We start from the raw sequence: 20,368 nt of genomic DNA, 5'->3' as shown, positions 1-20,368 counted from the left end.
GCGGTTTCAGTTCCGGTGTTTTGGCCGCGGGCTGGGCAGGGCGTAGCGCCCAGCCGTGCCAACGATCGCATCACCTGGGTGGCCCGCCATTAGGCGGGTCACTTTTCCAAAGCCAAGCCGCCACCGGATCGATTTTCGAGTGTACGGTTGGATTTCGCGCGGGTTTCTCTTACGATGATGTTGTAATGGTATAACAACAAAGGATTCCTGGAAATGAGCGAAACCCTTGATCAATTTTCAGATCTTCTGAACCACATGAACACCGAGGAGATCTACGAGGCCGAGAAGATTCTTGGCCGGGAGATCAAAAATCGGGACCGAGAGTTACGGAAGCAGGCAAAGGCGGAGATGAAGCAGGTCGCCGAACGCTATGGCATCCCGCTAGAGGAAATCATCAACGGGGCACCGAAAGACACCGCCGGCAAGGGAAAGCGCCCCATCAAGTATCGCCACCCCCATGATCCCTCCAAAGGATGGGTTGGCGTCGGTCGGAAGCCCAAATGGGTGGAGCAGTGGATTGAGGAAGGCGGGTCACTGGATGACCTGAGGGTTTGATCCGTCTGCGGCCGCCTTGGCCCGTCAGCCGACCCAAAGATGGCGGGGGCGGGGCGGTCAATCGGCTCCGCTCCATGCGGAGGCTCGTAACGACATTAGAAGCTAATGCCTCACCATGCTCGCGCACGGCTCGATCACTTGGTCGATACTCCGCTCGCTCGGCCGCCACGGCGGCCCAGCTCGCTCCGAAAGGTCTCGCCAGGCTGACGCCAGGCTCGGTGGGTTGGCCAGCTCCGCGGTCCATGGCGCAAGCGCCAAGCACCGCTTCGCGCTAAGGTGGTGTCGGCGTGCTCGGGCTGCGGCCTGACGGCCTCCGCACCTGCGCGCGCCGCCTCCAGAGTTTATTTCTCCCCCCGCCCACCCGGCTGGTCGCTGCGCCGCGGCTCCGGCCTGACGGCCTCCGCTACGCGTGCTCGCGCCCCGCCTCCCGTCCGCCCCCAAGGGGGCTCCCATCAATAACACCGGGGCTGCCGCGCAACGCTTGCAGCGGTGCATTACGCTAGGGCAAGCGCGGCACAGCGCAGTGCCCTAGACAGCACCCGTAGCGCGCTTGCCGAGCGCAATGCGTTTTGTATTTCGATCGCTCGCCGCTGGGCAGCCCCGGCGGGCGCAAACGCCCGCCGGGGTGCCAGCTAGCGTGGGGTCGCTGCGGGCTGGTCAAGGGCGCTCGGGCAGCTCAGCACTTGGGGCGCAACACATGCCAAAGCCATAGCACCGGTTGGGGATCGGCTCGGTCCGTGCGCTGCCCTTCGGCTCCTTGACAGCCCTCCGCTCCAGCAGCACTCCACCCCTCGGCGGCGCTCTTCGGCGCCGGTTGGCGGCGTTTATTCGGTATCGCCGCGCAGTTCCGAAAGCGTCTGGTGAAGCACATCCATCTCAGCCAGTTCTTGCGCGCGTAGCAGCAGCTGCTGCTTAGCGTGCTCGCGCCGCTGCGCATCGGCGATCCCTTCGACCAACTCGACAATCTGCGGCCACGGCTCCGCTGTCGCGCGCGGACTAACGCCGGCATGTGCGAGTGCGTCGGGGGCTGGCTCACCGGTGACGAGCCAATGCACATCGACACCCTGCTGCGCGAGTGCCTCCAGCACCTTCGATCCGGGTGACTGCAAGCCGACTTCATACTTGCTAACCATCCCACCTTTTGCACCTATAAGTGCACCCAGCTCGTGCTGAGTGAGGCCTCGCGATTTCCTCCAAGTCTTTAATCTAACAGGCAAGCCACCACAGACAGCGGACTTTGCCACACCCGTCTTACCTTCCATTTTACACCTAAAAGTTGTAATATCACCCTATGGTCAGCTTTAGGGGAGGGACAGCGCACAATAATAACACCTATAGGTATTTTTTGGGGGGAGGTGAAAACAATGCGTACTGCACTAGGGGCCACCAGCTGGCTGTTGTTGTTGATCTTGATGATGGGCGCCGAGCAGGCGCTAGGAGGTTGAGATGACACCACACCAAATGGAACTCATTCACGCGCTCGTTACCGAGTGCATAGGGTTGACGGCAGAGGGCGAGTACCACGGGTTTGTCAGTTACTCAGGGCACGTCGACTGGATCCACGCTTTCGTAGCGCCAGCTACAACCGATTACATCCATTCCGAGAATTGGATAACCGATCTTCCCATAAATGAGCACTTTAGCCTTGAAGAGCCAACAGGCACCACGAAGCTCGCTGCCACGCTCAGCAAAGTGCGTGCGCTGCGCACCAGAACGGCCGCGGTCGCTTGAACGGGCTACAGGCGCATTTTTTAGCACCTCAAATATGTCTGAGAGGTATATTATTACCGAAATATACAGGTGCGCTATGGACTCTGACACGATGGTGCAACTGATGTTGGAAGAAGAAGAGGCGCGGCGACTGGAGGAAGAGACCGCCGAGATGATGCGCACGGTGGCGCTTCTAAGGCCTGACATCGGCAAAGAGCTCGATCGACTGGCAGACAGCATCCAAGACATCAAAGGGGAATAAGCATGGAACACGTAGGGGAAGTGATTGAACGAGTCGGCGCCCAGCACGCCGAGCACATGCCTGCAGCGGCGGCCGCGCCGTCCCGCAACGGTATCGTCACTACAGCCAACCCGCTGGATATGCCAACCGAGCATTTCCAGGCCGGTCTTGACCGCCGCCGCAGCAATCGCAAAGCGCTAATGGAGTGGGTGGCAGAAGCCCTCGTTGAGGGAGTCGATTACGGCCGCATCCAAACTCGTCGCGGTCCTTCCAAGCCGTCGCTGTTCAAGCCTGGCGCGGAAAAGATCTGCGGCATGCTCGGGATTACAGTGCATTACCCGACGCTCGCGCAGTACGAACAGACCGCCCTCCAGGGCATTGCGCTAAGCAACATCATCCTGCGCTGCGAGTTGCAGGACAGCAGCGGCAACGTGGTAGCCGATGGGGTCGGGGCGCGCAGCCTCAAGCAGGATTACGGCGACCTGAACAAGGCGCTCAAGATGGCGGCCAAGTCGGCCCACATCGATGCCACCTTGCGCATGGCAGGGCTGTCGGAGGTCTTCACCCAGGATCTGGAGGACATCGCTGGCACGCCTGCAGAGCCGAGCACGCAATCCGCTAAACCATCACAGCCCGCCAAACCGGCGCACAACAGCACACCACCTCAGACCATCAGCGCCGATCAGTTCAAGGCGCTGGAGCGGCGCATTGAAGAACTGGAACTGGATCCGGAACGGGTGCGGAGCTGGGTCGTGCGCGCAACTCGCGGGGGCGTCGACAGCCTATCGGCGGTGACGCCGGCACTTCATGAGCGACTACTAAAGAAACTGCCTGAATGGGCGGAGGCGGTTGCCGCTGAATCCGCTTAGTGCCTTTACCGCTGGCGCCCTGTCTGGCCACGGGGCGTCAGCAACCACCACACAAGGAGAAAACTGATGATTCCGTATTTCGCTAACGCATTCAACAGCACCGCCCCACAAGCGGGAATCTACTCCAGCATGCCCAACGCTGTCTACCACGGCGCCGAGGGGATCAGTTCCAGCCAGGTGCGCGACCTGCTGCGCTCACCGCTTCACTGCTGGAGCCGGCACCTGGATCCGCAGCGCCAAGAAACCTCGCCGACGCCGGCGATGCAGCTGGGCACCGCGGTACACAGCGCGGTGCTTGAGCCGGGCAAGTGGGAGCAGGAATACATCGTGGCGCCCAAGGTCGACCGGCGCACGAAGGCCGGCAAAGAGGCTTGGGCGACGTTCCAAGAAGAAGCCGGTTCGCGCACGGTACTGACAGCAGAACAGTGTGACCGCGCCCTAGCAATTGCCGGAGCCGTGCGCGGCCACTCGGCTGCGCGCAAGCTGCTAGCGGAGGAGGGAGCAGCAGAGATCAGCGTATTCGACTTCGATCGTACTCACGATCTGCTGCTCAAGGTGCGGCCGGATTGGTGGAGTGAGCGGGCCTTGGTCGACCTCAAGACGACCACCGACGCCAGCCCGGAGGGATTCAGGCGGAAAATCTTGGCGCTGCAATACCACGTACAAGCGGCGTTCTATATCGATCTGATCGAGGTCGCTACCGGGGACTACCACCCGTGGTACTGGATCGCGGTGGAGACTGAGGCGCCCTACGCCGTAGCCGTCTACCACGCCGATCACGCGCTGATCGACGAGGGCCGCAAGCTCTACAAGCAGGCCTTGGCACTCTACGCCGAGTGCCAGACACGGGACTACTGGCCCGGCTACTCGGAAACGGTCATGCGGATGGCGCTGCCGGATTGGTGGAGTCGCACGCAGCGCGCGACAGATGAGGAAATCATCGAAGAAGTGGAGTTTTAACCGTGCGTGTCTTAGCGCGGGTAGTGCCCCATACCCCGGTCATGGCCCTATGGGCCATGGCTCGGGGGCTGGGATGTGATGTGGTGCTGCGCAACGGCGCGGCTTATCTAGTGCAAAGGAGTGAATAGCGATGGATATGCGAGCAATTGATTGGGAAGCAGAGGCGTGCGGCCTAGCGGCTGAACAACAGCTGCAGGAACAGAATGATGAGTTCTACGAGCCGACCCCCGGCTACCACGCCGCACAAGCGGCCGTTCTGCAAGAGCGCTTGTACGAGGCCTCGGCCACGATCGCTTGGTATCAGCAGGAGTTGGCTTGGTCGCAGCTCTATTTGGAACGAGCAAAAAAGTGGGAGCACTCGGCGCGGTCGTTGCTGGAGCAGTGGCATCAGCTGCCGCCGCGTGCGCACAAGTCACGAGCGCTGCGATTCCTCGAGCCTCGATTCACTGAGCTGAACGGACTCCGCAACCAATCGACAGGAGCATAACGGATGGATCAGGACATCATTGATCGAATCGTTGAGCTGAGTCCCGGCATCGAGGCCCACGCCGCGGCAAGCGGGCTGAGCACCGGAGAGCGCTGCTACGTCGCGCTCGCTACCGGCTGCTACGAGCTGCTGCCGATAGGGTACCGCGACCCACTCGAGGCGTGGCACCGACTCGATGGGCACTGGCAGGCCGCTGTTTGCCAGGCCCGCGGTTGGCCGTTGGCGTGGGCTGGCGATCATCTGGAGTAGGTAGAGAGTGCCTGCGGTCGCTGCAATTGCGCGGCGGCCGCGGGCAGCAAGCACGGAAGCGCGCTGGCCACGGTGGCTGGCACATCAATAGACAAGGAGCGTAATCATGCGACACCAAACCCAACAGCAACCCCGTGATCGGCTGCTGCGGCGGCCGGAAGTCGAAGTCCTGGTTGGGCTGCGACGCTCAGCGATCTACAACGCGATCAACCGGGGTGATTTTCCACGCCCGGTGCAGATCACCAGCCGGGCGGTGGGATGGCGCGAGAGCGAAATCGAGGCTTGGTTAGCGGCACGGCCTACCGCCGGCGCGCTGATGCAGTAGCGGAGAGGAGGGCAAGCGGTGCAGATGGCGCTCAATATCAGTAAGCAGGAAACAAGGTCGGCGCCCATCTCGCCGCTTGTCGAGCTCGGCGCTTACGAGGCGCTGTGCTGTTCAGAAAAGACCACCCTCAAAGAGCTAGCGCAGATCTCCAATCACGACCCCGATGCGCGGCTCTCCGACTTCGTTAACACCGAGCAGGCTTATGCGCACGCACAACAGGCTATCGAGACCATTCACGCCAGCGGTGTCGACGACTTCGATGTACTGCTCCACGGTAGTGCCAATTACCCTCTGCAGCTACACGATGCAGAGTACCCGCCGCCGCTACTCTATTACAGCGGTCGCCGGGAGTTGCTCGCCGTCCCGTCGGTTGCCGTCATCGGCACGCGCGAGCCAAGCGAGGCCGGCCGCAAGCGCGCGCGCAAGGTGGCACGCTTCTTGGCGGAGCACGGCTATGTTGTCGTCTCTGGGCTGGCTCGCGGCATCGACACCGAAGCGCACCGCGCAGCGCTGGAGGCGGACGGTGCCACCATTGCGGTACTCGGCACGCCGCTACACGTATGCTACCCGCAGCAGAACAGCGAGTTGCAGCGGCGGCTGATGCGTGAGCAGCTGGTCATCAGCCAGGTGCCTGTACTCCGGCACGAGCGGCAGGGGATCGAGCAGAATCGCCGTTTCTTCCCCGAGCGCAACGCCACCATGTCGGTGTCGAGTCAGGCCACGGTGATCGTCGAGGCAAGCGAACGCTCCGGGACACTAACCCAAGCTCGGGCGGCACTGGCGCAGGGGCGCACGCTCTTCGTGCTCGATAGCTGCTTTCAGGATCCCCAGCTCAGCTGGCCCGCGCGCTTGGAGGCGCAAGGCGCGATCCGGCTACGGGAGCCGGGGCAACTGCTGGAGCATTTGGAGTGAGCAGCGGTCACGCCCGAAGCGAGCTGAGTACGGCGGAACTGCAGCCGCGGTGCCGGTGCTGGCGTGGATTTGCAGCGGGCGTGAGAGCGAGCGGAGCGGCCTTGACCGCAGCGAACGACCCCCACGCTATGCACTAGGGCAGCCGGGCGCTTTCCCCGGCTGCCCAGTGCCCAGCGGCGAGCGAATTGCTTTGGCGATCTTATTCGCTAGCGCTGCTTCCAGCGCCTCGGCCGCTGCGCGTAGCGCCGTAGCCGGCGTATTGCCGGCCGCCGAGCTCACCGCTGGTTTCGGCGCCGTTCTCAGTCATACCTTCTGCGCGAGGACACTCGGAGTTTTGCCGTTCCTGCTCCTCCAGTGCGCGTTCGCGGCGATCCATCGTTAGAAGCCGTTCAACGTCTATTTTCTTCACCTTGCTCATCGGCGGCACCCTCGTCTGGTGGACGAACCCACCCCCCTAACGACTTATTCCCCTACACTATTGCCCCTTTTTGCATCTGTCACGTCCTGCGGTCGATCTGCCGCGCATGTACCGGCTCACCATAAAAGCGCGGGAAGCCTCGTCCTTCAGGGCGAGGAGGGATAGCGCTGCTTGCAATCATTAAGTGGTTTTCTTTGCTTTGTGATATAACAACCCCATGAAATGCAATCGTCTTCGCATGCTGCCAAGTCGTGAAAAGGAACGCACTCTGCGCGTAATTGGTGTGCGGTGTTCGGCATTGTGGAACGCAACCAATTACCAGTGTCGGCAGCGTTTTTTTGGTGGCCACAAAGTGCCAGGGTATGGCGATCTGTGTGCGCTGATGCGAGATGATGAGAACTTCTTGGCGTTACCGAGTGACATTCGCCAGGAAGTCATCAAAAAGGTTCATGAAGCTTGGAAATCCTATTTTGGGCTTCGAGCACTATGGAAGCGAGGCGATCTAGGTGACAAGCCCGGTTTGCCTCGCTACCGTAAGGCGCGTGATGGATCACGGCCTGATGGCTGGATTCCGATCAAGTGTGCCCGCTCCTACGCTGTTGATGCCCAATGCGTTGAGATGACCCTGCCGGCCGACCTGCGGCGCGGTGGCCACGGGCGGCTACGGCTGCCCCATCGTGGGTTGCAGCGCTATCGGGGCAAACAAGGGCGTGCGGAGATGGCTCATGATCCGGGCCGGGGCCGCTGGTATTTCCGGTACACGGTGGATCAGCCGGACAATGCCTTAAAGCCCCGAAGCAGGGAAGCTGCTATCGACCTGGGTGTCCGTGTGGCAGCCAGCGTTTCCATCGATGGCGTGGGTTCTTCGATCCACTTCATTGGCCGTGAGATGCTCAAGGACTGGGATTACTGGGGCCGGCAGATCGCAGCCCACCAGCAAGAGTTGGCGCATCGGCCAAAGGCAGAGCGGACCTCGAAGCGGCTTCGGCGTATGCACCAGCGGCGCAGCACTCGGCTGGAGCACGCCTGGGAAGCACAAGCTGCCCGGATTGTCCGTACCCTCGCGGCCCATCGGGTCGGCACCGTCTATGTCGGCTGGCCGAAGGATATCCGTCGCGACAAGAACTATGGGGCGACCTGGAACGGGCGTATCCATAACTTCTGGGGCTTTTCTCGGGTACTCCACATTCTGGAGAAGCACTGTGCGCGAGCCGGTATCCAGGTGGTTCGAAGCGGTGAGCGTGGCAGCTCCAGCACTTGCCCCGAGTGCGGCAGCCGGAACGTAAAGCGCCACCCGAGGCACGTTCTAAGCTGCCGAGATTGCTCATTGAGGATCCACAGCGATCAGGCGGGTTCGCGCAACATCCTGCGCATGAACGCCCCTGCCTGCAGTTTTCCAAAAACACCCGGATCAATTCGGGACGGGGCGGAGGCCGCCCCCGGGCCTGAAGTCCGGCAGTGGACCAAGCACTGCTGGGTGGACGCTCGAAATCCTCTCGGTCAACACGAGAGACCGGTTGCGTGAGCGCCGGAATCCTCGTCCTTTAGGGCGAGGAGGAAGTCAAAGCCCAGCGCCGCACCGCGCGAGACCGAGGCTGCTCCCCGGCGCCGCCGATAGCCGCCAAGGTCGGACACTAACGCCTCGCCAGGCTCGCGCACGGCTCGATCACTTGACCAATACTCCGCTCGCTCGGCCGCCAGAGCGGCCCAGCTCACTCCGCAAGGTCTCGCCAGGCTAACGCCAGGCTCGGAGGCTTAGCCAGCTCCGCGGTCCCTGGCGCAAGCGCCAAGCACCGCTTCGCGCGAACGTCTTGTGGCGGTTGATAGAATGAGTTGCCGTCGTTAGCCTTGGGTTGCTGCGTGTTCCCCGCGTCGGCAGGGCTGAACCGTGTAGTAGCGCGGCAAAATAGAAGCAAGCGGAATGTTCCCCGCGGCAGCGGGGCTGTTCCCCTCCAGGGTGCGCGGATCGGCGAGTACCGGCCCGTTATGGGTCGGTTTCGCGGCGCTGCCCTAGCAATCGCCCCTCGATCTGGCGTGTCTTAAGCGCCAATCCCGCAAAGAGGTTGCCGCTGAGGCAACGGCTACGACCATTCATGGCGTGATGAGTCTCTGGGCTTGCGGGGGCAGGCTGCGGTCGGCACACCACTGCAACCGACGTTCGATTGGACGGGGGCGAGGGCGTCAAGCTAAGGTCGGAGCATCTGCAGAGAAGAGCACGGCTGAACGATGGATCAATGCTCCCCCTTTTCGATCGCACGCCTACCCCGTATCGCCTTCGGCAGCGGGGTACGGCACAAGGTGGGTGCCTGCGCCGCTCGCTATGGGCGAAGGGCGCTACTGGTTACCGGCGGTTCTTCGCTGCGCAGCGGCCCCTTCTGGGCCGACTTGGAGCACGCCTTCGTCGATGCTGGCGTCACCCTGGAGAGGGTCGCCATCGCCGACGAGCCCAGCCCGGAGCAGATCGACGCGGCAGTGCGCGCCTACCACCAAGCCGAGATCGATGTGGTCGTTGCCATCGGTGGCGGCAGTGCGCTCGATGCTGGCAAAGCGATTGCGGGGCTGTTGCGGCCGGGCAACTCGGTGCTGGATCACCTTGAGGGGGTCGGCCCCGAGCACCCCTATCGAGGGCCGGCAGTCCCGTTCATTGCGCTGCCGACCACGGCCGGCACCGGGTCGGAGGCGACCAAAAATGCGGTACTAAGCCAGCGTGGCGACGGCGGTTACAAAAAGTCTTTCCGGGACGAGTCGCTGGTCGCTCGCGATGCACTGGTCGATCCCGATTTCCTGCAGAGCTGTCCGCCGCCGGTATTGGCGGCTAACGGCATGGATGCGCTCACGCAGCTGCTGGAGTCTCTGGTCTCGACGCGCGCGAATCCACTCTGTGCGGCCTTGGCTATGGATGGGCTGCACCGGGTACGGGATGCGCTGCTGCCGCTCTACGAGGATCCGGGCGATCCGGCAGCGCGGGCCGGCAGCCACCGCCTCGATATCAATACTGCCAGTGCCGCAGAGCTGGAGGCGATCCCTCACATCGGTCCGGAACGGGCAGCGGCGATCATCGCGCTACGGCCAATCACCCGCATATGGCTGAGCTGCGGGCAGTGGATGGGATTGGGCCGCAGCGTCTGGCTGAGATCGAGCGGTACGCGGCGGTGCGGGGAGGGCATTGAGGCGGGCTTAGTGGGTGCTGCCGCCTAGAGTGGCATCGTGGCGGATTTCGAGCAGCTCTGCACCGTTGAGATCAAGCAGCTCTTCTCGCAAGTTTTTGATGGCATGCTGGGTGCCGATGATATTGTGCATCAGCTGTGGTGCGCTTTCGCCACGTTCCTGCGCTGCCCGATAGTCGCATAAGCCCTGTTCGACTAGGGCGCTGTTTTCGGCGATCAGCGCCTTGAGTTCTTGCCGTCGTGCCGCCCTCTCTTCGCTGAGAATGGCATTGAAGTGGCGGTGTCCCTCAATCAGAGCATCTTCTGCAATTTCGGTTATTTCGTCGTAGAGCTGGTGCAAGCTGCTGTACGCCTCACTTAGCGCGGCCATTGTCCTTTCTGTGGCCGAGCCGTGGGTTAGCTCAGATTCAAGCGTTTTGAACAACACGTCAAATCTAAAATTTATCTGGTGCAGTCTTTCGCCGAAATCTTGCTCTTCTCTTTTCATGGGAACGGTTCTCTTTTAGCAAGGCATTCAATTCGAGGATCATCTTAAAAAACACTCAACTCATGTGGGCATGTGAATGAAAGCCGCTATACAATCGCGCGGCGACGACAAAGTGTATCTGCTCTACATTGTAGACAATTCCGCCGGCGCTAACAGTTCCCCGCCGTCATTCTGAGGCCGGTTCACCGCTGTTGATACCGGCCAATAGCGCAACCGTGCTGTAGGCAGCCGTCGTGCCGCTCGGCGCACTGCATCGCGCGTGGTGTGCTCCGGGCTCAGCCACTGCCAGCGACAATCACCAGCTTGCCATCACACCACCGCCCTCAATGCGTCGATGGGCATCGGCAGCGCGCTCCAGGGGGAAGGTTTCGGCGACATGGACACGCAGGCGGCCGTCGGCAAGCCGGCTGGCACACTCACTCAGGATCGCGGTTTGCTGTCGGCGTCCTGCATCGTCGCCAAGGGCCATCGGCGTCACCATCAGTTCCTGTACCACGGTAAGGTTGTGGAGCCGGGCGTGCGGCCAGTCCATCTCTTCCGGCAGCGCGAGGATGGTGACCAAGCGGCCGTAGGTGGCCGATCAGCCCGGGACCTTGCGGCGAGAGTCGCCGTTGCTATCTTGTGGATCGTGCTCCCCTAAGCTCCACCTGTTTATTAAAGCCGTGATATAGTCGGTCCCTCATTGGTGCGTTCCTGAATACCCATGCCCCGACCTCGAAGTCCACGCCGAATCCGTTGTACTCCCCACTGCTCCTATTTCAAGCCTGCCGGTGTTCCCCTGCGGGAACTTGAAGAGTCGGTACTAGAAATGGAGGAGGTGGAGGCCCTGAGGCTGGCCGATCTGGAGGGGCAGTACCAAGAGGAGGCCGCCCGTTCCATGGGGGTTTCCCGCTCCACCTTTTCACGAATTCTCGTTTCCGGAAGACGCAAAGTGGCAGATGCGCTACTGAGCGGCAAGGCGATCCGTATCAGCAAGGGCTTGCCTAGGGACGAGCGGGCAGAGAGCACTTGCAAAACGCTTAAGGTGTGCCCCGTGTGCGATCAGCCAGCGGACCTCGAAGAGGAGCGGTAACTGGAGGCGCTCACCATGCTAGGCCGCCTCGAGTTACCGTGTGACCAGCTCGTCGAGTGGGTTATCCGTGATGATGGCAATGGTGATGGTGACCACGCCCGTGCCCGTGGGAATGATGAGATTCTTCCTCCGGCTCTGGTAGGGGTTCGCCACTGAGTATGGTCTGCGCTGCTTGCTGAGGGTCCGTGGCGCTGGTCAGATGCACGGTCACCCCATTGCGCGCGAGCCGCTGGCAAAACCGGGGACCGGCGCTTTGCGTGATCAGCGCGGTAGGCTGTGCCAAGAACAAAGGGTGTTCTGCGTCAGCTCCCTCATATTCGTGCAGCGAAAGCTCCCGGGGCAGATCCAGCCGCCCGGTTTCAACCGCTTGACCATGCTCATCCCTTTCAAAGATTAGAAACCGTCTGGTCTTGCCTGCGTGGCCTGTAATGGTGCGCAAATTCTGGCTGCTGATGATGATGCGCATGGGAGGATCTCCTAGCTTGTTGGACGGCTTCATTATGTGCATATGTTCATTAAGAAGGCAAGACACCCCTCTGCGGATTTCATAACACCTGCTCTTGCGCTCACTCTGTAGCCCGGAGCCCATCGATAGCTGCTCTCTCTGGCTGTAGCAATTCCTCGCCGTCATTCTGCGGCCGGTTCACCGCTGTTGATATCGGCCAATAGCGCAACCGTGCTGTAGGCAGCCGTCGTGCCGCTCGGCGCACTGCATCGCGCGTGGTGTGCTCCGGGCTCAGCCACTGCCAGCGGCAAGCGGGGTCGAGGACCACCGGTTGCCGCGGATGAATCGCTGCCAGTGCTGGTGCAGCGGGCTCGGTCAGCACGGCACAGCAAGCGCCGGGGGGGTCGTCGAGTGGCTCCCACAATCCGGCGAGAAGGAGTACCGAATCTGCCGCGTCGGCGGTGAGCGTGATGTAGTGCGGCTGTTTGGTGCCGTTTTCCTGCCGCCACTCATACCAGCCGCTGGCCGGAATCAGGCAGCGGCGATGCGCGAAGGCCTCACGAAAGTAGCGACTGCTCGCCGCCTTCTCGGCCCGCGCGTTGATCGGCTGAGGGGCTTGCCGATCGGCCCAGCGCGGCCGGAAACCCCAGCGAGCCCAACTGCACTCCGGCGCTCCGTGCTCACCGGCGCGTAGGGTGGCGATGGCACGGCCTGGGGCGATGTTGAACGAAATGCCGTGGTCCGTTGCGTCGAGACCGCCGATGCCGAAGTAGTCGGCAGCGATCTCGGCCACCGGTGTCGCGAGTGCGAAGCGGCCACACATGGCGAAGATCTCCGCAGAAGTACACCGCCATAGGCTACACATCGTGCGAATCTTCTGCCCAAGTGCGTACGCAGGCAGTACAATCGCGCGGCGCATCAGATCAGCCCGTATCGAGGAGGCATACCCGTGTCTAGGTCAAAATCCAAGCCCAAGCGGAAGTCGAAGTTACCGCGCCTTCGTTCTGCAAAGCTCGCCCTATACGGGTTTATGTTCGTCGTAGCAGGCCTACTCGCTCTGTCTTTCGTCCCACGGGATTTACTGGAAGACGCCCCGCCGGAACTCCAAGAGACTGCTGATTCCGCAGCCGACATACGGCGATCATTCACTGAATGGTCCAGCGATCTGCTGTCAGGCCTCAGCCCCGAAGTGCAAAGGCTACTTGAGGAGCACGACCTGTGGCCCTTCGAGCCGCAGCACTACGACCCCGTACCAGCTGGCGAACTGCCGCGAACCCCGTCGAGTTGGAACGTTGCACGCCGTGTGCTATACGAGGAGGTGCATCACGATTCGCCGAGGACGCTGTACTGCAGATGCGCATTCAACAGCAGCAACGAGATCGACTTGCGCAGCTGTGGTATGAACCATCTGATCGGCAATAGCAGAGCGGAGCGCGTTGAAGCCGAGCACGTCTTCCCGGCTTCGCAGTTCGGCAATTTTCGCGAGTGCTGGCGCGAGCCGGAAAACTTTGAGGAGTGCTATACCCGTACCGGTAACGTCATCTCAGGGCGCAATTGCTGTCAGCGAGTCGATCAGCTCTTCATGACTGCCTACACCGACTTGCACAACCTCTATCCGAGCGTCGGTTATATCAACGGCAGGCGCTCAAACTTTAACTGGGGCATGATCTCCTCTGGGGAAACATTTGGAGACTGCGAGATCCGCATTGATGCCAGTATCCGCCGTGCGCAGCCACCGCAGCATGCTAAGGGCTTCATCGCGCGAACCATGCTCTACATGCGCGACACCTACGGCTTTCGATTGAGTCGGCAGGATGAGCAGCTTTACGCGGCGTGGAACAATCAGTTTCCGCCGGATGAGTGGGAGATCGAGCGGAACCGCCGTATCCGTGCGATCCAGGGCATGGGCAACCCGTATATCGAGGAGTATCGGCGGTTGTAAGCCGGGGCGCCCGAGGCAGGCAATTGGAGCAACGCCCACACCATGATCGAACTCTTGCGGCAGCGCTTGGCCACGGCCGACGACGCGCACTGATTGGCTTTCAGCATCGCGCCCCTTCGGGATCGAATTCGGCCGCCATCCCCTCGACAACCATCGCGGTCGCTCCGGCTACGGCGACCGGCAGGATCAGGAAGTTGACCAGCGGGATGGTGTTGGCGACCGAAGCGGCCCCACCGAAGCCGAGCGCCGCCCAGCGGTATTGGCCGACCACGCGGCTCTGCTGGCGAAAGCTCAGATCGTGGTTGCCGAGCGGTGGATCGAGGTACTCGCGAGCCAGCATCCAAGCGCCGAAGAGCAGCCACAGGGGTGGCGCCAAGAGGTTGAGGCCCGGAATCAGGGAGAGCAGCAGCAGGGGCAGCGCACACACGACGAAGTAGACGAGCTTATACAGCTCCGAGAGCACAGCCGGGACCGCCTCGCGCACGATCCGCAGCCGGCTGCGGCGCTGTTTCGGCGGCAGTTCGCCCCGTAGATGCGCCTCCACGGCGGCTGCCAGTGGCCCCATGAACGGCGCTGCCACCACGGTGGCGACCAAGCCGGCAACGTAGAAGAGCACCACTAGGGCGGCGATGATGTAGAGCGGCCACAGCAGCCACGTCAGCCACTCCAGCCAGCCCGGCACCATGCTCTGCAGCCATACGGCCAGTTCATAGACCGCGACACCGCCGGCGATCAACGCCCCGGCAAAGAGGACCACATTGATGGCCAGCGGGGCGGCCACATAACGCTTGACCCCGGGGGCCAAGACCAACCGGAAGCCACGTAGGAACCAGCCGACGCCGTTCCAGATGCGGTTGGTGGTGGCCATGGCTTCGCCTCCCTTGGTTGATTCGGTACGGTGCTGCTTGCGAGTGTTTGCCCGTGTATCTACCATCGCGGCAAGCTGAACTCTATTACCCAGGACACGACATGACCGCCCAAATAGCGCTCGACGATACCATCGTGGCCGAACTCAACGCGCTGGAGAACCCGTCGCTTGAGCAGATGCTCGCGACATTGGCCGCCATGGATGCGCGGTTCATCCTTGAACGTGCCCAAAATCTCTTGGACGCCCCCGGGATGGTGATCGTCCAGGACGATGACCCCGACCCGCTGCATGCGGTCTGCATGGAACTCTGGCGATCGGCGCTACTTGGCTACTACGACGCATGGACCGATGAGCTCGAGGACCGTATCGAGCACGATGTGCCGACGTGGATCGATGCCAATGCCCCGGTGCTGCTCGGGATCCATCTAGCGCTTCTCTCCTCTTACGCCGCTACTCGGCCCGAGGTAGAGAAGAGCTGTGCGGTGCCGGATAACGCCCAGCGCGCGGCCTACGAAGCTGAGCTTGCGCAGATACTACATGCGGTTTGGGAGAGCCTTGAGGCATTGGCCGAGGCACACGTCAGCAGATTACGCCATGCCTGATCACGACCCAGCGCCACTGCCGGAGGCCTGCGGGCTCAATATCGCGGCTCTGGCTGGGCTCTTTCGGCATACAACCAACTCCTACAAGTTCTTATTCTTCCTTGCCATCCTCGACCTGCTGCGCCGCCACCGTTTCGACGCAGAACGCCCCTACGCCTACCGCGAGATCACTATCGAGATGCTGGCGATCGCGTGGTATCCGCATAGCTACTTCAAGCTCTCTTTCGGGACGCAAGACACCATCGCGCAGAAGCTCACCGCTCTCGATCTCGACTTCCCGGATTCAACCAACCTCTTCGGCAACGATCGGCGTGCGTTGCGCGAGACGCTGGCCAGTACCGACCTCAGAACCGCTAAGCGGCTTATGGAATTTGTCCCCTACCGGCTGATCACACCGTTCCTGGATCCGCAGCTCCGCGAGGCCGGCGTGGATCGAGGAGCTTGGATGGAACTCGAACGCGAACTGCCGCGCATCGCCAACCGCCATTTCGACCAAGCGCGCCCGCTATATAGATTCAACGGTGAGCGCGATCGCGACTGCACGGCGATCTTTTGGCACCCAGAATGGGCGGCTTATTTCGAGCAGCACTACTCCGTGGCACATGGATGGGCGGCTTGGCACTGGCTGCAGTACATGCAGCGGCGCAACCCGAGCGTCCCCGGGCTCCCGAAAAAGCTCTTTCCTCCCCTGGGGCGCGAAAGCATGACGCGGGAGACCAGGTTCTGGAGAGAAGTCCTCAAGAACCCTGACGGGCACGACCTGCGTTGCATCTACTCCGGAGCAGCGCTCTCCCCTGACAGCTTCGCCCTCGACCACTACCTACCTTGGTCGTTTGTTGTCCATAATCAGCTATGGAACCTCGTCCCAGCCCCAACCTCTGTGAACTCAGCGAAGTCGAACTGTCTCCCAGCCACCGCACACCTAGAGCGCCTCGTCGACCTGCAGCACCGCGGGTTGGTAATCGCCAGCAAGACCTTCTCACCACAGGCCTTTAACCGTTTTGCTGAAGACTACCTTACCGATCTCCATCTACCCTCCACCGCTTCACTGTTAAACTATGATCAGTTGGCGGAGGCCTACGAAAAGCATCTACCGCCCCTGCTAACGCTGGCCTCCAATCAGGGGTTCACTCCCAACTGGCAATACGAAGAAGCCGAGAGATAATCATGGTTCCGGAGAGCGCAAACGATCCCAAAGTCATGGTGTTGCCGCATCCAATTCGCCTGGAAGCCGCTTCCGGTGAACCGATGGATACGTTGCTCTTCGAGCGCGCCGGGGTGATGGAGGGCTTGCGGCCCTATCTGACCGATGAGACGGCCACCACTGAGCGGATTATCAATGAAGTGCCCGGCATGCAGCCGCTCGCCATCAAACTCTTTGGCGCGTACGCGAGTGGAAATCTCGGCTCCTTCGTGCTCATTCTGATGCGTGCTCGACTACGAGCCTACGGTGATCCGATCTTCCAGGTTACGCTAGCCCTGCAAGAGATGCTGGCCGAGACAGAGCTCGGTTTTGATCTGCCGGTACGCTTCTTCCGTCCTCCTCACCCTCTAGTTTATATAGAATTCGCCCGCCCGAACCCCCTGCAGGTACACAACAAGCAGTCCGGCTTGCACGAGTGCGAGGGCGTTTATATCAGCAGCCACGACATTCCGGCGCATCATGAGATGCTGTGTAACCCGGTACGGAACGAGGTTCTAAAACTCGACCCCAGTAAGCCGGCGCGCATGGTCGAGATCGTCGTGACCGGCTCTCCGGTTGGCAAACAGCATGCGCTCGACGATGCATCTCAGGACGTTATGCTCCTCTTCCAGGATGAGGAAGAGTGCCTGCGAACGGTGCTAGAGCGACACATCGAGTTCTTCAAAAGTCCGCATTCTTGGAGCCAGGTCGGCTTGGCGCCACTCTCTCAAATAGAGGCTGATACGATCACGCCGGTCATCTATCAGCTGGCCAAAGTACTGCTTTACATCGCCCTCCCGGAAGCGCGGCAGCGGAATTACCCCGAGCGCACGGAGCAAGAGCACCGCCTGAGCCAACTTGGGCCGAAGAAGGCGGCTAAGCTGAGGAGGCAGCAGGGTCACGCCTATGACCGCATTCTGATCGGTCCCGATTACGTCGAGGAGCCACAAAGCGACACCGATGCAGCAACAGGCGATGCTACGAACGGCGTCCGCCCCCACTGGCGACGCGGCCACTTCCGGCGCATACGATTTGGCGAAGGACTCCGCGAGGTGCGTGTGGGGTGGATTCCGCCGACATTGGTGAAGGCCGAAGCTCTTCAAGGGGAGGCGCAGAAAAAGGGGTCATCACACATTCCGTCACGGTGATGTTACAAGCCGGGGGGCAGTCACCGAAGGGGTTGCGCAGATAGGAGTGTCGCCGCCACGGTAGCCAAGTAAAGAACTCCAGCCCATTGAAGGGAGAGGCTTGACCATGGCGACGACCAGTTTTTTGTACCACACCTTCGGACTGCGCGACTACAAGCACGAGAGCACCGAGTACGTCGGTGGTGCGGTCTACCACCATGTGCATCGTAGGCGCTACGAGCGGCGATGCCGCCACTGCTCCGGCAGGGCGTGGAACTCAAGCTGCTGCGCCCGTTCGAGCGCCGCTTCCACGCTCCGCCGGTCGGCTTGCGCCGACAGTTCGTGGTCCTTCATGGCTACCGTCAGCACTGCACGCGCTGTGGCTGCCAAGGCCGGGAGCCGGTGCCGTTCGCCCCGGGGCAGGCGCGATACACGCAGAGCTTTGCGATCTTCGTCCTCCAGCTATGCCAGTGGATGACGGTCCAGGCGATCGCCTCAATGACGGCGGTCAACTGGGCCGTGATCAAGGGCATTCACAAGGGCGCGCTCCCGCGGCGTCAGCGTCGGCGCCGACTTCGGGACGTGCGCTACATCGCTGTCGACGAGTTCGCCATCCGCCGCGGCCACCAGTACATGACCGTGGTGCTGGATCTGGAGGTCAACCAGGTCCTCCACGTCCAGGAGGGCAAGGACGCCGAGGCGCTGCGCACCTTCCTGCTGCGCCTGCGCCGAGCCCGGGCGCCACTGCAGGCCGTGGCCATGGACCTGTCGGCGGCCTACCGCAAGGCACTGCGCGCCGTCTACGGTCCGGAGGTGGCCATCGTCAATGACCCCTTTCACCTCGTGGCCCTGGCCAACGAGGCGGTCGACGAGACACGGCGCGCGATCGTGCGCGGACTCAGCGGCGACGAAGCCCGGGCGATCAAAGGCACTCGGTTCCTGCTGCTACGCGGCCGAGAACGGCTCCGGGAAGAGCAGGAGGCGGCGCTCACGCAGCTGTCCGAGATCAATGACCCGCTCTTCCAGGCCTACCTGCTCAAGGAGCAGCTCCGGCAGCTGTGGTCGATCCGCACCCGGGTAGACGCCGAGCGCTACCTTGACTCGTGGATCACCATGGCCGAGCACAGCGGCTGCAAGGCGTTCGAGCGCCTCGCCGAGACCTTCCGGCGTCATCGGGAAGGGGTGCTGGCCTACTTCGACCACCCGATCACCAGCGGACCGCTCGAGGGGCTGAACAACCGGATCAAGACCCTCAAGCGCCAGGCCTACGGCTTCCGCGACATGGACTACTTCAAGCTCTTGATCCTTCACCTGAACGACCCGCTCGTGCGGGTCTGAACGGCCGTGGCAAGGGCGGTTTCCGCGTCGAGGAGGCACGCATCAGCATGACGGAATCTGTGAAGAGCCAGAAAAAGTCGTATGTGGCGCGGTGAGCTTTCGATTCTAGGGGGGCGGCCGCTATGGCACCCACTCTGGAATCTGCTGGTCGTGCTTGAGGCGTATCCTTCTGAGACCCACCGCCGAGAAGATATCGTCCAAGTTCGACGGTTCAGAGTAGTGAAGCCCCGGCAAGCTGGCCATCGCTTCGCGTTGGAAGCGATCAGGCAAGGTGTCGCTCTGCTGATAAGCAAGATCCCACCACCCTTGGATCCGCTCGCGAGCGGACTCCAGCATACCCGCCGTCGGTAAGCGGGCGCTCTTTTGTCGGTTGACCTGATGATGGCTCGGCAGCAGGTTCCACAGATCATCGCAGGGCCACGCCGACCACGGGAAGCAGTGGTCAATGTCGGTATTCCCGGGACGCAACGGGCGATCGCTCCATACGCAGCGCAGTGCAGCACCCTGACTCTGCAACTGAGCCAAGCGCTGACGGGCAATCGCAACGTCACGCTCCGGCTCCGACCACACAAAGGCGGGTTCGACCTGTGTGGACGACAGGCGCCTCCCCTGTGCTTGAGCGTAGGCGATACTCAAGCGTTTCCACTCCGTGATCAGTGCCGGCTCGACCCAAACGGTAAACCGCTGCAGTGCTCGCCACAGCGATTCTGGGACCGCCAGTTCACCGAAGAGCCACAGAAAAGGCGCGTCCACGGTCACCGGATCGGCATCTTTTCCTCGCCGCCGTTCGCGAATGGGGATGAAGACCTGTCCTCCATTGGGATAGGTGATGTAGCGCGCCGGCATGGTGGCGATGGTCTGAACCGCTTCCCGTACGGCCTTGCAGACAGCCACGGCACGCACGCCCTCAAAGCGCATACCCACACGTAGGTCCACGGCCGCCACGTCGTGACGGAGCAGATCGCAGAACCCCTCTCCAGCAAAGCCCAGTCCTTTCGCACCCCCGTTGTGTCTGGGAAGCTGAGGCACCGCTGCGCGAACCATCGGCATAAAGAGCCGGACCCAGGTCAGGGCCACCAAACCCAAGGGCAACCGAACCGTCTCGTCGTCCGCTACAGTCGATAGGCCGTCGGCACCGTCGGCAATCCGGCACAAGGCGCGCAGCAGGGCGAGCTTGTAGGTGGAACTTTTGGTGTCGTTGAGGATGATATGCCGAAGCAGCGGGAGCGCTCCGGTGCCGTCATCCGGCAGGCGAATCGCCACCTCCGCCCACGACACCTCGGTCCTACCCAGCGCATCGCTGCTGCGCCCGACGTGCTCGACGTAAGCGCCGTGCTCGCGCGCGAGCTGATGCAGCTCATCGACGCTGACGGCGTACATGCCGCGCTCGGTAGCGGGCTCGCCGAGGCGC

Annotated in this window: 25 protein-coding genes; 17 read left to right on the top strand and 8 right to left on the bottom strand. The window is 61.9% G+C overall.

The window, feature by feature from the left end:
* Positions 1 to 213: 213 nt before the first annotated feature.
* On the top strand, positions 214 to 555 hold the full coding sequence (locus tag CKO15_RS09835; RefSeq protein ID WP_200195659.1) for an H-NS histone family protein: 342 nt from the start codon (positions 214 to 216) through the stop codon (positions 553 to 555).
* A gap of 824 nt (positions 556 to 1,379) precedes the next feature.
* Here the strand turns inward: CKO15_RS09835 and CKO15_RS09830 are convergent.
* Positions 1,380 to 1,817 carry a helix-turn-helix domain-containing protein gene (locus CKO15_RS09830; RefSeq protein WP_207124043.1) on the bottom strand — a complete coding sequence of 146 codons (438 nt, stop codon included), beginning with the start codon at positions 1,815 to 1,817 and terminating at the stop codon, positions 1,380 to 1,382.
* A 184-nt stretch (positions 1,818 to 2,001) separates the two neighbouring features.
* On the opposite strand from CKO15_RS09830, the gene CKO15_RS09825 reads away from it, so the two are divergent.
* From CKO15_RS09825 to CKO15_RS09790, 8 genes are all read left to right on the top strand, one after another.
* Positions 2,002 to 2,286: a hypothetical protein gene (locus CKO15_RS09825; RefSeq protein WP_200195644.1), complete on the top strand. Its 285-nt coding sequence runs from the start codon at positions 2,002 to 2,004 to the stop codon at positions 2,284 to 2,286.
* 91 nt (positions 2,287 to 2,377) lie between these two features.
* A complete protein-coding gene (locus CKO15_RS09820; RefSeq protein WP_200195639.1) occupies positions 2,378 to 2,527 on the top strand; it encodes a hypothetical protein in 150 nt (49 codons plus the stop codon).
* Positions 2,528 to 2,529: 2 nt separating this feature from the next.
* Positions 2,530 to 3,375 (top strand): hypothetical protein, encoded by an 846-nt coding sequence (locus CKO15_RS09815; RefSeq protein WP_200195633.1) that lies wholly within the window; start codon positions 2,530 to 2,532, stop codon positions 3,373 to 3,375.
* 66 nt (positions 3,376 to 3,441) lie between these two features.
* Positions 3,442 to 4,335 (top strand): PD-(D/E)XK nuclease-like domain-containing protein, encoded by an 894-nt coding sequence (locus CKO15_RS09810; RefSeq protein WP_200195625.1) that lies wholly within the window; start codon positions 3,442 to 3,444, stop codon positions 4,333 to 4,335.
* 130 nt (positions 4,336 to 4,465) lie between these two features.
* Entirely contained in the window at positions 4,466 to 4,822 is a 357-nt protein-coding gene (locus CKO15_RS09805) for a hypothetical protein (protein ID WP_200195619.1), read from the top strand.
* Positions 4,823 to 4,825: 3 nt separating this feature from the next.
* Positions 4,826 to 5,071, top strand: coding sequence for a hypothetical protein (locus CKO15_RS09800; RefSeq protein ID WP_200195616.1), 246 nt, complete (start codon positions 4,826 to 4,828; stop codon positions 5,069 to 5,071).
* A gap of 106 nt (positions 5,072 to 5,177) precedes the next feature.
* Positions 5,178 to 5,396 carry a helix-turn-helix transcriptional regulator gene (locus CKO15_RS09795; RefSeq protein WP_200195613.1) on the top strand — a complete coding sequence of 73 codons (219 nt, stop codon included), beginning with the start codon at positions 5,178 to 5,180 and terminating at the stop codon, positions 5,394 to 5,396.
* 24 nt (positions 5,397 to 5,420) lie between these two features.
* On the top strand, positions 5,421 to 6,308 hold the full coding sequence (locus CKO15_RS09790; RefSeq protein ID WP_200195611.1) for a DNA-processing protein DprA: 888 nt from the start codon (positions 5,421 to 5,423) through the stop codon (positions 6,306 to 6,308).
* A 199-nt stretch (positions 6,309 to 6,507) separates the two neighbouring features.
* Here the strand turns inward: CKO15_RS09790 and CKO15_RS09785 are convergent, their stop codons facing one another.
* A complete protein-coding gene (locus tag CKO15_RS09785; protein WP_200195609.1) occupies positions 6,508 to 6,726 on the bottom strand; it encodes a hypothetical protein in 219 nt (72 codons plus the stop codon).
* 217 nt (positions 6,727 to 6,943) lie between these two features.
* On the opposite strand from CKO15_RS09785, the gene CKO15_RS09780 reads away from it, so the two are divergent.
* Positions 6,944 to 8,251: an RNA-guided endonuclease InsQ/TnpB family protein gene (locus tag CKO15_RS09780; RefSeq protein ID WP_338036042.1), complete on the top strand. Its 1,308-nt coding sequence runs from the start codon at positions 6,944 to 6,946 to the stop codon at positions 8,249 to 8,251.
* 701 nt (positions 8,252 to 8,952) lie between these two features.
* Positions 8,953 to 9,924: an iron-containing alcohol dehydrogenase gene (locus CKO15_RS09775; RefSeq protein WP_200195605.1), complete on the top strand. Its 972-nt coding sequence runs from the start codon at positions 8,953 to 8,955 to the stop codon at positions 9,922 to 9,924.
* Here the strand turns inward: CKO15_RS09775 and CKO15_RS09770 are convergent.
* Complete coding sequence (locus tag CKO15_RS09770; protein WP_200195603.1) at positions 9,904 to 10,380, bottom strand: hypothetical protein; 477 nt, start codon at positions 10,378 to 10,380, stop codon at positions 9,904 to 9,906. The genes CKO15_RS09775 and CKO15_RS09770 overlap by 21 nt on opposite strands.
* Before the next feature lie 295 nt (positions 10,381 to 10,675).
* Positions 10,676 to 10,942, bottom strand: coding sequence for a zinc-binding dehydrogenase (locus CKO15_RS09765; RefSeq protein WP_200195601.1), 267 nt, complete (start codon positions 10,940 to 10,942; stop codon positions 10,676 to 10,678).
* A 141-nt stretch (positions 10,943 to 11,083) separates the two neighbouring features.
* Between CKO15_RS09765 and CKO15_RS09760 the strand changes: the two genes are divergently transcribed.
* The gene (locus CKO15_RS09760) at positions 11,084 to 11,452 is read left to right on the top strand and encodes a DUF134 domain-containing protein (protein ID WP_200195599.1); all 369 of its coding nucleotides are present in this window, start codon (positions 11,084 to 11,086) and stop codon (positions 11,450 to 11,452) included.
* 61 nt (positions 11,453 to 11,513) lie between these two features.
* Here the strand turns inward: CKO15_RS09760 and CKO15_RS09755 are convergent, their stop codons facing one another.
* Complete coding sequence (locus tag CKO15_RS09755; protein ID WP_200195597.1) at positions 11,514 to 11,918, bottom strand: NifB/NifX family molybdenum-iron cluster-binding protein; 405 nt, start codon at positions 11,916 to 11,918, stop codon at positions 11,514 to 11,516.
* Positions 11,919 to 12,018: 100 nt separating this feature from the next.
* Entirely contained in the window at positions 12,019 to 12,720 is a 702-nt protein-coding gene (locus CKO15_RS09750) for an SOS response-associated peptidase (protein ID WP_200195595.1), read from the bottom strand.
* Positions 12,721 to 12,927: 207 nt separating this feature from the next.
* Here CKO15_RS09750 and CKO15_RS14765 point away from each other — a divergent pair, with 207 nt between their 5' ends.
* On the top strand, positions 12,928 to 13,839 hold the full coding sequence (locus tag CKO15_RS14765; protein WP_200195593.1) for an endonuclease: 912 nt from the start codon (positions 12,928 to 12,930) through the stop codon (positions 13,837 to 13,839).
* Positions 13,840 to 13,939: 100 nt separating this feature from the next.
* On the opposite strand, the gene cysZ is transcribed toward CKO15_RS14765, so the two are convergent.
* Positions 13,940 to 14,707, bottom strand: coding sequence for a sulfate transporter CysZ (gene cysZ, locus CKO15_RS09740; RefSeq protein WP_200195591.1), 768 nt, complete (start codon positions 14,705 to 14,707; stop codon positions 13,940 to 13,942).
* Between the two features lie 101 nt (positions 14,708 to 14,808).
* Between cysZ and CKO15_RS09735 the strand changes: the two genes are divergently transcribed.
* The 4 genes from CKO15_RS09735 to CKO15_RS09720 all read left to right on the top strand — a co-directional run bounded on the left by CKO15_RS09735 (position 14,809) and on the right by CKO15_RS09720 (position 18,957).
* Positions 14,809 to 15,309: a hypothetical protein gene (locus tag CKO15_RS09735; RefSeq protein ID WP_200195589.1), complete on the top strand. Its 501-nt coding sequence runs from the start codon at positions 14,809 to 14,811 to the stop codon at positions 15,307 to 15,309.
* Positions 15,302 to 16,474, top strand: a complete 1,173-nt coding sequence (locus CKO15_RS09730; RefSeq protein ID WP_200195587.1) for an HNH endonuclease domain-containing protein — start codon at positions 15,302 to 15,304, stop codon at positions 16,472 to 16,474. The genes CKO15_RS09735 and CKO15_RS09730 overlap by 8 nt, the downstream gene beginning before the upstream one ends.
* Before the next feature lie 2 nt (positions 16,475 to 16,476).
* Positions 16,477 to 17,640 carry an AcrVA2 family anti-CRISPR protein gene (locus tag CKO15_RS09725; RefSeq protein WP_200195584.1) on the top strand — a complete coding sequence of 388 codons (1,164 nt, stop codon included), beginning with the start codon at positions 16,477 to 16,479 and terminating at the stop codon, positions 17,638 to 17,640.
* Positions 17,641 to 17,865: 225 nt separating this feature from the next.
* On the top strand, positions 17,866 to 18,957 hold the full coding sequence (locus CKO15_RS09720) for an ISL3 family transposase (RefSeq protein WP_200195582.1): 1,092 nt from the start codon (positions 17,866 to 17,868) through the stop codon (positions 18,955 to 18,957).
* Between the two features lie 120 nt (positions 18,958 to 19,077).
* On the opposite strand, the gene CKO15_RS09715 is transcribed toward CKO15_RS09720, so the two are convergent.
* Positions 19,078 to 20,368 (bottom strand): HNH endonuclease domain-containing protein (locus tag CKO15_RS09715; protein WP_200195580.1); only part of this gene is annotated, 1,291 nt, incomplete at its 5' end.

This window comes from Halorhodospira abdelmalekii, assembly GCF_016583625.1.
Taxonomy (GTDB): domain Bacteria; phylum Pseudomonadota; class Gammaproteobacteria; order Nitrococcales; family Halorhodospiraceae; genus Halorhodospira; species Halorhodospira abdelmalekii.
The sequence above is the reverse complement of the archived record's forward strand: the minus strand, read 5'-3'. Positions and strand labels throughout refer to the sequence as shown.